Raw genomic sequence first — 14,027 nt, forward strand, 5'->3', positions numbered from 1 at the left:
CTCAGTTACCATTTTTTACAAAAGCGTAGAAAGTTTTGTACTGGATGATTAAAAACAGCTAACCTATTAAACTGGCAATGAGGAATTTTTGCATTAAGGGGAAGTGAAAAATGGTGGCGCCTATATTATCTAGGCTAAAAAAATATTTGATTGCCGATAAGGCTAAACATTATCCTTATCCTGCTTATGATATTAGTTTGGCTGGAAATATTCACCTGCATCTCATTGGTAGCATTCATATGGCCAGCAAAAATATGTTTCCGCTACCTCAAGTTCTTATAAACAAACTCAATCAATGCGACGCTTTGATTGTTGAGGCTGATATTACCGATACAGTACCTCCCTTGACTAACAATCCTGCAATCCCTTACCCACCAATTAAGCAGCGACTTTCGCCCGCACTTTATCTGAAATTTAAATATTATTGCCAAGAAATTAAACTCCACAATGAGCAATTTGATAGCCTTGCTGCCTGGCAAATTGCGTTGATCTTACAAGCCAATCAAGCTCAATATTTAGGATTACTCCCTCAATACGGGATAGATTATCAACTGCTGCTAGCCGCCCGGCAACAGCAGAAACCAATCATTGAACTAGAAGGCGCTGCCTCTCAAATCGAGCTACTGATGAATTTACCTAACAATGGCCAATCTTTATTGGAAGATACCCTGACATATTGGCGATCTAATGCCCGTTCGTTACAAATAATGTTAAGTTGGTGGATGAACTTCAAACCTGAGCTTGATTTAAAATTACCAAAAACTTTCCGTGATGACGTTTATCAATTATTAATGCAAGAACGTAACTTATTATGGTGTCAAAAGTTAAAGAAATTGCCAGCAGGTCATTATGTTGTGGCGGTTGGCGCCTTACATTTATATGGCGACAATAACCTTGCTAGCTTATTTAAACAACAAATCGACTAATTCTATCCCATTTTTTATTGAAGCTATATTGCCAAACAAAATAATAAAATGTCCATTTAACTGTTGACTATAACTTTATATAAAATAAGGTCTTTATATGACTCCCGCTATTAATTTATTGGAAAAAAAGAGAATCAAATATGCGCTACATAGCTATAAGCATGATGCGCATATATATCATTTCGGCCAAGAAGCGGTAGAAAAATTGGGGCTTGATGCCAGACAAGTATTTAAAACACTACTGGTAGCATTAAATGGAGATACTAAACATCTGGTGGTTGCTATCACGCCGGTATCAGGGCAACTTAATTTGAAACAAGTTGCCAGCACATTTAACGCGAAAAAAGCAGAAATGGCCGAGCCGCAAATCGCCCAAAAACAACGGGCTATTTATTAGGCGGAATAAGTCCATTAGGGCAAAAAAAACGTCTACCAACAATTATTGATGAACAAGCCAAGCAATATGCAACTATTTATATTTCAGGCGGAAAAAGAGGACTAGATATTGAACTTGATCCTAACGATTTAGCTCATTTATTAAATGCAATCTTTGCCGATATAAAAAAGTGATAAATAATTGCCGGTTTATTTAACGATAAATAATTTCTTTGCTAGGCGCATAATCAATGACTTTTAACGGTGCATGTTTTTCAATAAAATTTTTTAAAACCTCAGCATCCACTAATCCTGTATTAACATAATTTGGATGATAATTAATTTTCGGGTAACCATCACCACCACAGGCAATAAAATCTAATGTTGCCATTCGATAATGCTTTTTAACATCTAATGGCTGACCGGCTATTTTAATATCTGTCATTGTGCCATCGCTATGATGAATGAAACTGATATTGTAGAATTGGCCATAAGCCCCTGAACCTGGCGTCATACTGGCGACGGCGGCTAAATAGTTTTTCACTTCCTGACCATTAAAATCAACATAGGCTATGTGATTAGCAAAAGGTAAAACTTTAAGCACTTGTCGATAACTGATCTCACCTGGGTCAATAGAATTACGGATCATACCACTGCTCATAATGGCAAAGTCGGCATTTACACGTTCCACTTGCGACGCTAAGATGAGACGCGCCAAATTAGTTTGATCAAAACGAACCTTGTTGCGATCACCTTGTAATTTACCATCAACAAAACCTAATTTGATATCTAATTGTTGACGACCTCTTGCTTGAAAAGAAGAGAGTAATTTCAGCATATCAACATCAGGTGGAATTTCTTGCGTATAAAAAGTTAACTCTGTCGAACCATCTTGGTTAAGCCGTTTTTTCTTTAAATTGATAGGTATAAGTCGATAGTGTTTTAAAATAAATTTGCCATTTTTAAATTCAAAATCAGCCCGCCCGACATATTTACCCCACTCATGAGCCTGCACAATCCAAGTCCCATTTTGCTGATCTGGTCTACATAATGTCCCAGGCACATAATCCACTTGTTTGTAATTTTTCCTGCTTAAGGACATACAAACGGGATCTTGAGAATGACCGCCCACTATCATATCTAGATAGCCTGTAGGTAAACTTCGCGCCATTTTAACATCGCCAGGCGCATTAGAACCATGTTCGCCATTGTTATAATGCCCCATATGTGTCGCGGCAATAATGATATCAGGCTTTTCATTAGCACGTAGAGATTGGATCACCATTTTCGCTTCATTGACAGGAGAACGAAATTCTATATCGGAAATTACCCCTGGGTTACCTAACTTAATAGTATCATCGGTAGTTAAACCAATAACGGCAATCTTGATGCCCTGTTGATTAAAAATTTGATAGGGTTTGAATAATCTCTGTCCAGTACTGGTTTGATAAATATTAGCTGACAAAAAAGGAAAAGTTGCCCATTGTTGTTGCTTGCGTAAAATTGTTAATGGCTTATCAAATTCATGATTACCAAGTACCATTGCATCATAACCAATCATATTCATGCCTTTAATATCTGGTTCAGCATCTTGCAAGTCAGATTCAGGCACACCAGTATTAATATCACCACCAGAAAGCAGTAAAACAATTCCGCCCTCTTTTGTAACTTCGTGACGAATTTCAGCAACTAATGTTTTTTTGCGCGGCTAAACCATATTCTCCGTTCTTGTTATGCCAAAAATGACCATGATGATCATTAGTGTGTAAAATTGTGATAGAGTAAGTTTTATCTTTTTGCCATGCAATTGCGGTAGAACTTGATAGCAACCATAAAAGTACAATTATCCTACCTAGAGAAGTCTTAAGTAACAATCGCATATCAATCTCCATACCGTTCAAATTTATACCGATATTATTTCATCGAGCAATTTTTTTTATATCCTTAAAAAGCATCTATTTTATTATTCGCTTAATATTTTATGTGCTTAATACAACATAAATCGTTCTGGCTAAGACGCAAGATTAAAAATATTGCTAGTTATACTCTCAAATAGATAACAAAATAGCAGCTGAATCGCTATTACTAAAGAAATAGTAGATAATGATTATTTTAATCCTATTAACCTACTGAAAAAAATAACAAAATCATGTCAAACTGATTTTATAATCAATTTTGTTTTTGCCAAAAATGATGGTAAAAACTACCATTCAAGCGACAAATCCAATCAATTTATTTTGATTTTTGCAATTTTTTTTATCTTATTAGCATAAATAACTACTATACTTGTTATTTGATACACTATTTCGCTTTTATATCCAAAATATAAAAGTATTAGCTTAAGATGCATACTGTAGAAATACTTGATAAATACGCTTTGTCATTAACCTTTGGAGACAATTGAAATCGATCCAACATTCACGATTATTTTATCATTAAAAAGTATTGAATTAATTAATTCAATCTAAATTTTTATCATTATCATTTTATTTTACCCTATCATTACTAAATATGAATAAAAAAAAGAATAATAGTTTATATTATAAAATAATTAATTATAGTTATAATGGTTATTATGATTATTTACTGGGTATTTTTATTAAAAAAACAACCTATTACTTTTCTTTTTTATCGTTAACCGCTTTTTTATTATTTTTAACGTGATTTTTTTAGCGCTTTTTTAGTTTATAGCAGATAAAATAAACTTGAATTTTATATGACGTATTTTGTCATTCAAAAAAGAGGAGATTTAATGGATCATTCAGCATCATCCCTCATCACAACAATTGTTGGTGGTTTAGCTCTTGCCTATCTATTTGGTATGATTGCACAACGGCTAAGAATATCACCGTTAGTCGGCTATTTGTTGGCCGGTGTACTCATTGGTCCATTTACACCAGGCTTTGTGGCAAATACAAATTTAGCCAGTGAACTTGCTGAAATTGGTGTTATATTATTGATGTTTGGTGTTGGTTTACATTTTTCCTTAAAAGATCTTTTAGCCGTAAAATCAATTGCTATTCCTGGTGCTATCGCTCAAATAATTACCGCGACCTTATTAGGTCTTGGTTTAGCCATATTATTTGGCTGGGGATTATTTGCTGGAATTGTTTTTGGTCTTTGTCTCTCAACGGCCAGTACAGTAGTACTATTGAGGGCATTAGAAGAACGTCAACTTATCGATAGTAAACGAGGACGAATTGCCATTGGCTGGCTGATTGTTGAAGATTTAGTCATGGTATTGACATTGGTATTGCTCCCCGCAATTGCCGGTATTGTCGATAGCAATAATGCCAGTTTTAATGAGCTGGCTATTAAATTAACTTTTACCGTTGGTAAAGTCGCTATTTTTATCATCATTACCCTTTTCCTAGGCCGACAACTCATTCCATGGATGCTAGCCCGTACCGCGGCAACGGGTTCCCGTGAATTATTCACATTAGCGGTTTTAGTACTAGCGCTCGGTATTGCCTATGCTGCGGTAACACTATTTAATGCTTCTTTTGCCCTTGGCGCCTTTTTCGCTGGAATGATCTTAAATGAATCTGAATTAAGCCATCGAGCCGCACAAGATACGCTACCTTTGCGAGATGCCTTTGCGGTTCTGTTTTTTGTATCGGTTGGTATGCTGCTAGATCCTATCATATTGATAGAACAGCCACTCGCTATATTGGCGGTTTTAGCAATCATTACTATTGGTAAATCACTCGCCGCCTTACTGTTAGTGAGACTATTTGGCCATAGTCGTCGTACCGCTTTAACTATCGCGATAAGTTTGGCACAAATTGGTGAATTCTCTTTTATCCTAGCCGGAATGGGGATCGCACTCAATGTGTTTGATAGTCAAGCGCCAAACCTGGTTTTAGCTGGTGCAATCCTCTCTATTATGATTAATCCGTTACTATTTAGCTTACTCGACCGTTATCTGAAGAAAACCGAAACAACAGAGGAAGAATTATTAGAAGAAACACAAGAAGAAGTTGCACAAATTCCCGTTGATATTTGCGGTCATGCGATCATTGTTGGTTATGGACGTGTTGGTACTATTCTAGCGGAAAAATTACGTCAAAAAGATATTCCGTTGGTTGTTATTGAAAATACCCGTGCCCGATTTGAAGAGTTAGCCAAAAATGGCTTCCGCTCATTAATTGGCAATGCCGTAAACAAAGCACTAATGAAACTGGCTCGCATAGATTGTGCTCAAACACTTTTACTCACCATTCCAAATGGTTATGAAGCAGGCCAAATTGTCGAGAAAGCTAGATTATTAAATCCAGACATTACAATTATTGTGCGTGCCCACTATGATGATGAAGTTAGATACATTCGTGAACGTGGTGCAAATCATATCGTTGTTGGTGAACATGAAATTGCCAAAACTATGGCTCATTTCCTAGCTAAAAAGAAAACAACCGGCTGTACTATTAACAATCATGACGATAATTTATTATCAGGCACTAAAGATTTAGATAAATACTTAAAACCTGATACTTTTAACTAGCCGATAAAATAAATCAGGGGAAATATTAGTTTTCTCATGATTTTTATCAAATTACCGTTCCCAATAAGATTCTTCTAAACTATCCTCTTTTTCAGGCAAACTTCGCGTTAATCGTGGTGAATGTTGGATAAGCACCTGATAACTTACCCTATTAGCGTATTTACACACCTGTGCTAAGGAAGAATATGTCAGAAAGGGTAAACTATGTTTTGTTGAATTAGGAATATTTAAACGATGAAAACGATTGGCGGTAATATCATGTAATAAGGCCGACAATGCACCATCACCGGCTCCATTGGTATTCATAATTTTCTCTGGCCCCCCCATATAAGGCTCAATATGTGAATAGATCCTAAAAGGCAGTTGACAATCTTTCTTTCTCATCGCCCGGCTAAATTCATAACGATTAAATTGCTTAATAGCACCAGATAATAGTGGATGTTGAGTTTCTCTTTTATATGCTGATTCGGTAAAACCGGCCATGTAAAGTCCGTCCACACCGGCGGTACAAAGAACAAGGTCGACCCAATCAAGCACTTTGTCGGCAGCTAATAAGGGATCGTTGAACCCTGTCAACTCTAACGCTTCTTCTTCGTTCATTGCCACAACAGAAACGTATTTAGCGAGAAAATCCTGCCAAAAGGCAGGATCATCGGCAATAACAAATTTAGTGCCCATTGTTAGCACAACGGGCACATCATGTTTCTTGGCATATTCTATTGCTTGCATTGTTGCTGCTGGCATCGGTTCTCCAGGCTGACAACGAACAAGATAAGCGGTAATAACCAGTGCTGATGATTCTGCAATAATTTGCTCTGGAATGCTCTCAGGACGCAATTGGTTCATTAACCCAGGACTAATTGCAAATGTTCGCTCACCATTTTCCGTAATTAAAGTAAAACAGCGACCAATCGGGCCATTGATACCTTGTAAATAATTTAAATCCATCCGGCTGGAAGTATGGCATAAATAACGATAGGCATAACTACCAATTTGAATGTTATTGCACATCGTACCCAACAGCACAGATCTATTATCCGCTAATAAAGAGTAATTATGTAAAGTATTCCCTATCGTGCCACCAGCAAACTCATGGCTAATAAGATTTTTTTCTGTTAACTCACGATAAAGTCTTTCAGCAATCGCATCTTCAATAACTAAAGAGTGCCCCTGGCTAAGTTGATAACGCTGAATAAAATCATCATCGACTTTTGCTTCAATATCAACCAAAGTTTGGTCAATACCAACAATATAAGCATGATCGCCTGCGCTATTGATTAACTCTTGACTGGATAATAAGGGATCTCGAAGACTAACAGGGAAATAGTGCTTGGACTTTCGTTGACCAGGGAATTTCATAATAGGTAGATTAGTATTAACGAAAGGAGCGAGTCTAACATAATTAACATCATTGAGCAGCAGGAAAATCGCCTGCTGCTTATTTAAAATGATCTCATCAGACTTTTTGCTTGCGATTATTTACCATATGGCGTAACAAAACATAAATACAACCCAAAATTAAACCAGCTATTCCAGCTAATACTACCATATAGGTTCGCTGAGGTGCCTGTTTAGCAATAGGTAAAGTTGGCTTTTGCATATATTTCACTGGTTGGAACCAAATATCTTTCGTATCTAGCGCTTGTAATTGTTGGATATATTGTTGACTACTTAACAAGTCAGAATTCGATAATGACAAATCATTACCCTTTTCAATAATGGCCAATTTTTTAGCTAATGCTTCTGAACCTAATGCAATAGGATAATCTGGATCATCTTGAATAAAGTTATGCGTAGTTGAAACCGGTTTTTTTAAACCAACAGATTGCGCTATGGCTAATGAATTCCTTAGTCGTTGAATCGCAACCCGATTCGCATTTTCTAAAGCCGCCAGCTCAATAGCATATTTACCTTTAGCATAAACAAGTTGTTGCGCTATTTTTTCATTTAACTCCGCTTTTATCTCTTGCCGTATATTTGAGCCAATATAACGTAAATAGTCAGACAATAAATCCTGTGCATCTTGCGCCGTTACGGCAGTAAATCCTACGCTTGCTTCTATCGGCCATTTTCGCATATTAGTAGTATTACTGACATTATTATCTGCGCTATTACTAAAAGTAACTTTGCCAACAGTAATATTATTTATCATATCACGTAAAAGCTGTTGTTCTCTTTCTAACGATTGGGACTCTGAAGATTTAACTAACCGCTGAAAATAGTCGCTACTTTTTAGAAAATTTTCCTGTAACAGCTGCGAACGATAAGCGTCAAGAAATTTGGCATAAACCTGCTGAGCATCAATATTTGTTTCTATATCCAGTACTTTTAACTGGCTAAGGAATTCATTCAGCTTAAACAGTTCTTGAGTAGTAGGTTGAACAATCTAGGCTTCACTTTTCCATTTTTGCGGAGAAAATAGCGACCAGCAAAAAATGGCAGCGGTGAAAACCACAACAAAAATAGTAATCAACAATTTAGATTTATAGAGAATAGAAAAAAGCTCAATTAAATCAATTTCATCATCTTGTTTCATCTTGGCAGAATAAAAAGATGGATCGATCTCAGTGCTTGCATCCAATAACGGTCGATTTGTCATAGTGTATAGTTTCTAACTGTCATGTTGTTAACAATTAATCACAAATATTCACCTATCTCTATCTTATGCAAACTTGAATAGCTGAATAATCAAATAATACTCATTAATCAAGAAAAGTTTAGTCATAAAATTCTGCATTTCCAACCTTAATAAAACATACAGCTCACATTTATCAACAATATTCTCATTTTTACAACAATGATATTTAAAACCAGTAAATTGCCATAAATTATCTAGAAAAACCCAATAAAATATTAATCTTTCTAAAAAATAAGAATAAATAATAAAATACTATTTAAATAATCTAAATATCATAAAAACTCATTTACTCTTTTATACAATAATAATAATCCATATTACCAGTTTAAATATATAATTTTACAATTATTAGATAAAACTAACGATTATAAACAAGCAATTACAGAAAAATTTCAAATTTATGATAGTGCTATAATCACTATAAGAACTTTTAATTTTAGCTAAAATTCCATTCAAATAATCACTAATCTTAATTTTATTACTGACATAAAAGGGTTAGAAATTATTTTAGTTTTATATTAATTAAACATAACATGCTTATTTAGTGAGTTTTAACAAAAATAAATTTTATTTAAAATTGATAAACCATGCTATAGACTATCTCTGATTAATTCGGTCATTAACAGAATATGATTTTCTGAGTCATTAAGTGCAGGTATATACTGATACTTTTCACCACCAGCGGCATAAAATAATTCTTTATTCTGCACCGCAATCTCCTCTAGGGTTTCCAGACAATCCACCGAAAAACCCGGACATAACAGCTGAACATGCTTAACTCCACTCTTTGCTAAGCTTGCTAAGGTAACGTCTGTATAAGGTGTAAGCCAGGGTTCACGCCCAAAGCGTGACTGATAAGTCATAATGATTTTATCAGCGGGAAAATTAATTAATTCACTAAATAAACGGGTTGTTAGCTCACATTGTTGCGGATAAATATCACCTGTCTCTGCGTAACGTTGAGGGATACCATGATAAGAAAGTAATAATCGATCAGGTTTACCATATTGTGCAAAACTTAACTCAACCGACTTTTTTAATGCCTCAATATAATAAGGGTGATTAGCATAACTACGAATAAAGTGAAGCCCGGGTATGGTTCGATATTTTTTTAACGCTCGACAAATCGCATCAAACACTGCCGCTGTGGTTGAACAAGAATATTGTGGATAAAGCGGCAATACAATAATATTTTCAACCTGCTGAATTAATAGTTTATCAATCGCATCTGCAATAGAAGGTGAACCATAACTCATACCTAATTCTACAGGAATAGTGGGAAGTTGTTTTGCCAGTGCAGCCTGCTGTTGCAAACTATAACTTAGCAATGGAGAGCCGGCTTCTGTCCAAATTGACCGATATAATTTAGCAACTTTTGGTGAGCGTAATGGTAAAATCACTAAATGTAATAGCGGTTTCCAAATTATCCTTGAAATATCAATAACTCTTACATCACTAAGAAATTCTGCCAAAAAACGTTTCACCGCCGCTGGCGTCGGTGCATCAGGCGTCCCTAAGTTAACTAATAAAACACCATACTTCTTGATACTCATGCCAATTGGCTCCATTTTTATTTAACGCTAACTATTAATAACCTTATCATAACTTTTTGAATATTTTTACTTCTACTAATTAGCAATAAATAAAAAATAGGCATCCAAATTGGATGCCTACTTTACCAACTAACAATTAACCTAAAATTTTAGCCAACTCTTCACTGACTTCAGTCACTTTACGGCTACCATCCAATTTAAAGTACTTGGTATGAGCAGCAGCAGCTTCTTGACGATAATAAGCAATTAAAGGCTCAGTTAACTGATGATACTCCACTAACCGCTTGCGAACGGTTTCTTCCTGATCATCTTTACGAATGCTTAATTCTTCACCGGTAACATCATCTCTGTTTGCTATTTTGGGTGGATTAAATTTAATATGATAAACACGCCCCGAAGCCGTATGCACACGGCGCCCAACAATGCGTTCAACAATAATTTCATCAGGTACATCAAATTCCAACACATAATCTACCGTAATACCGGCATTTTTCATCGCGTCTGCTTGTGGGATAGTGCGTGGAAATCCATCTAGTAAAAAGCCATTTCGGCAATCATCCTGGGCTATGCGCTGTTTAACTAAAGCAATAACTAACTCATCAGTAACAAGCTTACCGCTATCCATTAATTCTTTCGCTTTTCGACCCAACTCTGTGCCTGCCTTTACGGCAGCACGTAGCATATCACCGGTAGAAATTTGTGGAATACCATACCTCTCCATGATGAATTGTGCCTGAGTCCCCTTACCTGCGCCTGGCGCGCCGAGCAGAATAATACGCATTGCGTAAACCCCTTGCTATTTCATTTTTATAATTTGAAAGAAAAGTTACCTTATCATTAGGCATATACATAACTCAAGAAAACAGATAACCATTGAATAATCAAATTATTTTCGTTAAAAAAACAAACCACGTCTTAAAATTACTAAAACGTGGTTTTATGAACAACCTGGTTAATTAAATAAATTTTAGCCCAAAAGTAACTTATTAATACGACGAATAAATTGATTAGGATCTTCTAGGCTACCTTGTTCAACGAACAACGCCTGATCTAATAATACTTCTATCCACTCAGAAAATAAGCCATCATCTGTTAGTTCTGTCACTTTTTTAACTAGTGAATGCTCAGGATTAAGTTCAAAATTATATTTTATTTCCGGCGCTGATTGACCCACCGCAGCAAAAAGTTTTGCCATCTGGGTACTCATATCATTCGCATCGGTCGTCACGATTGCCGGCGTGTCAGTTAAACGATGTGTTAACTTCACCTCCTTCACCCGTTCGCCTAATAATTTTTTCACCCGCTCAACAAAAGGCTCCAGTTTTTTATCTGTCTCTTCTTGCTCTTTCTTATCTTCATCAGCCAGTTTTTCCAGTGACTCATCTGTCTTACTAACAGATTGAAAAGATTTACCTTCAAATTCTGGCAAATAATTCATCATCCACTCATCAATCCGATCAGATAATAATAAAACCTCAATACCTTTTTTACGGAATAGTTCTAAATGTGGGCTGTTTTTCGCCGCAGCATAACTATCTGCGGTAATGTAATAAATTTTTTCCTGCCCCTCAATCATTCGACTAACATAATCTTCGAGAGAAACATTCTGTAAATTACTCTCATTATGTGTTGATGCAAAACGTAATAGTTTAGTAATGCCTTCTTTATTGGTTGTATCTTCCGCAGGACCCTCTTTCAGCACTAATCCAAATTCCTGCCAGAATTGTTGATACTGTTCAGGTTCACTTTTGGCCAATTTTTCCAACATCTGCAATGCACGTTTGGTTAATGCACTACGTAAACTACGAGTAATATCACTATCTTGTAAAATTTCTCGTGAAACATTTAATGGTAAGTCATTAGAGTCAACTAACCCACGTACGAAACGTAAGTAATTTGGCATAAACTGTTCAGCTTCATCCATGATAAAAACACGGTGAACATAAAGCTTTAAACCATGTTTATTATCACGATTCCACAAATCGAAAGGCGCTTTAGTTGGTATATAAAGTAGGCTGGTATACTCTTGCTTACCCTCTACCCGATTATGACTCCATATTAAAGGATCCGCATAATCATGGAAAACATGCTTATAAAATTCTTTATATTCTTCAGCCGTAATATCATTTTTGTTACGTGTCCATAGTGCCTGGGCTTTGTTAATCTTTTCCCAAATGACCGTATCATCTTCTTCGTTCTTGGCTTCAATTTCCACTGGCAGAGCAATATGATCTGAATATTTGCTGATTACCGAACGTAAACGCCAGTTATCTAAGAATTCCGTTTGGTCTTCACGTAAATGCAAGGTAATTTCAGTACCACGCTCTGCTTTTTCAATATCAGCAACGGTATAGTCACCCTCACCCTGAGATTGCCAGAAAACTCCTTTATCAGCAGCCATGCCCGCTGCTCGAGTACGTACGGTCACTTTATCGGCAACAATAAAAGCTTGAATAGAAACCAACACCAAACTGACCGATTAATGGACTATCTTTCGCTTGTTCGTTACCTAAAGACTGTAAAAAAGCCTTGGTACCAGATTTAGCAATAGTTCCTAAATTATCAATAACCTCTTCGCGCGTCATGCCAATACCGTTATCACTAATGGTTAAGGTTTTTTTGTCTTTATCAACAGCAATTCTAACTCTTAAGTCACCATCATTTTCATAAAGATCTGATTGTGAAAGTGCTTTAAAACGTAATTTATCCGCTGCATCAGATGCGTTTGAAATCAGTTCGCGAAGAAAAATTTCTTTATTGGAATAAAGAGAATGGATCATCAATTGTAATAACTGTTTTACTTCTGATTGAAATCCACGAGTTTCTTGTCCTTTCATACTCATTAAATAGCCTCAATTTTAGAATAATTTTATTGGGTTGAATGGTTATGAAACTCAGATGGGGATATAAATTGAAAATTTCAAGCTCACCTTTGTCAAAAGAGTGTTGACAGCCGATATAGTTAACTTTTTCATAAAAAATAAGCAGAGTTTTTAACCTCTGCATAGGTTTATTTATATTACATTTATATTATCAATAATTAATTTTCTGACGGCCAATGATTGAATGTGATAACGTTGTTCCGTCAACCATTTCAAGCTCACCGCCAACCGGAATACCATGAGCAATACGACTGGCCATGACCTGATATTGAGCACATATGCCAGCTATATAGTTAGCAGTCGCTTCCCCTTCAATTGTTGGGTTGGTAGCCAAGATCACTTCTGATACCGTCTCAGTCGCTAATTTATCGGCTAAGCTATCAAGGCCAATATCCTTAGGCCCAATACCATCTAATGGCGACAAATGGCCCATCAAAACAAAATAACGTCCGACAAACTGCCCCGTTTGTTCTATGGCATAAATATCGGCCGGGCTTTCAACCACACATATTTGGCCCGATTGTTGACGTCTCGGGTTAGTACAAATTGAACAGTGATCTTTTTCAGTAAATGTTCGACAACCCTGACAATGACCTATCTCAGACATTGCACGTGTCAACGCCTGAGCCAATTGCATGCCACCACTACGATCACGTTGCAAAAGATGAAAAGCCATACGTTGCGCCGATTTTGGTCCTACACCAGGCAAACAGCGTAACGCTTCCATTAAAGATTCAAGAAGTGGGCTCGTTTGCATCAAAATGGCATCTTAAAGCCTGGAGGTAATTGCATGCCATTAGATGCATTAGCCATTTTTTCTTTTTGTGCTTCTTCTATACGACGCGCAGCATCATTAAATGCGGCCGCAATAAGATCTTCTAGCATATCTTTATCATCTGCCATCAAACTAGGATCGATTTCAACCCGACGGCAATTATGCGCACCATTAATGGTTACTTTAACAAGACCTGCACCAGATTCGCCGGTAACCTCCATGTTAGCAATCTCTTCTTGTACTTTCTGCATCTTTTCTTGCATTTGCTGAGCCTGTTTCATCAGGTTACCCAGCCCACCTTTACCAAACATAATATTCTCTCTTTCTGATCTGTTACCAAGATATACTTTAACCTTGCAACATTGTACTTAACGGTA

The 14,027-nt window shown here is 36.3% G+C and carries 9 protein-coding genes and 3 pseudogenes; 3 read left to right on the top strand and 9 right to left on the bottom strand.

The window, feature by feature from the left end; genetic code table 11:
• Positions 1-110 precede the first annotated feature (110 nt).
• Both ArsFIN_RS15955 and ybaK read left to right on the top strand, forming a co-directional pair.
• Positions 111-926: a TraB/GumN family protein gene (locus ArsFIN_RS15955; protein WP_210409083.1), complete on the top strand. Its 816-nt coding sequence runs from the start codon at positions 111-113 to the stop codon at positions 924-926.
• Between the two features lie 97 nt (positions 927-1,023).
• Positions 1,024-1,496, top strand: a pseudogene (gene ybaK, locus ArsFIN_RS15960) (Cys-tRNA(Pro)/Cys-tRNA(Cys) deacylase YbaK).
• A gap of 19 nt (positions 1,497-1,515) precedes the next feature.
• Here ybaK and ushA read toward each other — a convergent pair.
• A pseudogene (gene ushA, locus ArsFIN_RS15965) lies at positions 1,516-3,181 on the bottom strand (bifunctional UDP-sugar hydrolase/5'-nucleotidase UshA).
• Between the two features lie 872 nt (positions 3,182-4,053).
• Here ushA and ybaL point away from each other — a divergent pair.
• A complete protein-coding gene (gene ybaL, locus ArsFIN_RS15970) occupies positions 4,054-5,802 on the top strand; it encodes a YbaL family putative K(+) efflux transporter (protein ID WP_026821500.1) in 1,749 nt (582 codons plus the stop codon).
• Between the two features lie 51 nt (positions 5,803-5,853).
• Here the strand turns inward: ybaL and ArsFIN_RS15975 are convergent, their stop codons facing one another.
• The 8 genes and pseudogenes from ArsFIN_RS15975 to ArsFIN_RS16010 form a co-directional block, all read right to left on the bottom strand.
• Positions 5,854-7,161, bottom strand: coding sequence for an inosine/guanosine kinase (locus ArsFIN_RS15975; RefSeq protein WP_026821499.1), 1,308 nt, complete (start codon positions 7,159-7,161; stop codon positions 5,854-5,856).
• Positions 7,162-7,258: 97 nt separating this feature from the next.
• Complete coding sequence (locus tag ArsFIN_RS15980; protein ID WP_026821498.1) at positions 7,259-7,954, bottom strand: hypothetical protein; 696 nt, start codon at positions 7,952-7,954, stop codon at positions 7,259-7,261.
• A gap of 234 nt (positions 7,955-8,188) precedes the next feature.
• Positions 8,189-8,401 (bottom strand): Wzz/FepE/Etk N-terminal domain-containing protein, encoded by a 213-nt coding sequence (locus ArsFIN_RS15985; protein WP_026821497.1) that lies wholly within the window; start codon positions 8,399-8,401, stop codon positions 8,189-8,191.
• Between the two features lie 629 nt (positions 8,402-9,030).
• Positions 9,031-9,993 carry a ferrochelatase gene (gene hemH, locus ArsFIN_RS15990; RefSeq protein WP_026821496.1) on the bottom strand — a complete coding sequence of 321 codons (963 nt, stop codon included), beginning with the start codon at positions 9,991-9,993 and terminating at the stop codon, positions 9,031-9,033.
• Between the two features lie 136 nt (positions 9,994-10,129).
• Positions 10,130-10,774, bottom strand: a complete 645-nt coding sequence (gene adk / locus ArsFIN_RS15995) for an adenylate kinase (protein ID WP_026821495.1) — start codon at positions 10,772-10,774, stop codon at positions 10,130-10,132.
• Between the two features lie 186 nt (positions 10,775-10,960).
• Positions 10,961-12,830 (bottom strand): annotated as a pseudogene (gene htpG / locus ArsFIN_RS16000) (molecular chaperone HtpG).
• 196 nt (positions 12,831-13,026) lie between these two features.
• Positions 13,027-13,632, bottom strand: coding sequence for a recombination mediator RecR (recR, locus tag ArsFIN_RS16005; protein WP_026821494.1), 606 nt, complete (start codon positions 13,630-13,632; stop codon positions 13,027-13,029).
• On the bottom strand, positions 13,632-13,961 hold the full coding sequence (locus ArsFIN_RS16010) for a YbaB/EbfC family nucleoid-associated protein (RefSeq protein WP_026821493.1): 330 nt from the start codon (positions 13,959-13,961) through the stop codon (positions 13,632-13,634). The genes recR and ArsFIN_RS16010 overlap by 1 nt, the downstream gene beginning before the upstream one ends.
• Between the last annotated feature and the right edge of the window lie 66 nt (positions 13,962-14,027).

The organism is Arsenophonus nasoniae (assembly GCF_004768525.1).
Classification (GTDB): Bacteria; Pseudomonadota; Gammaproteobacteria; order Enterobacterales; family Enterobacteriaceae; genus Arsenophonus; species Arsenophonus nasoniae.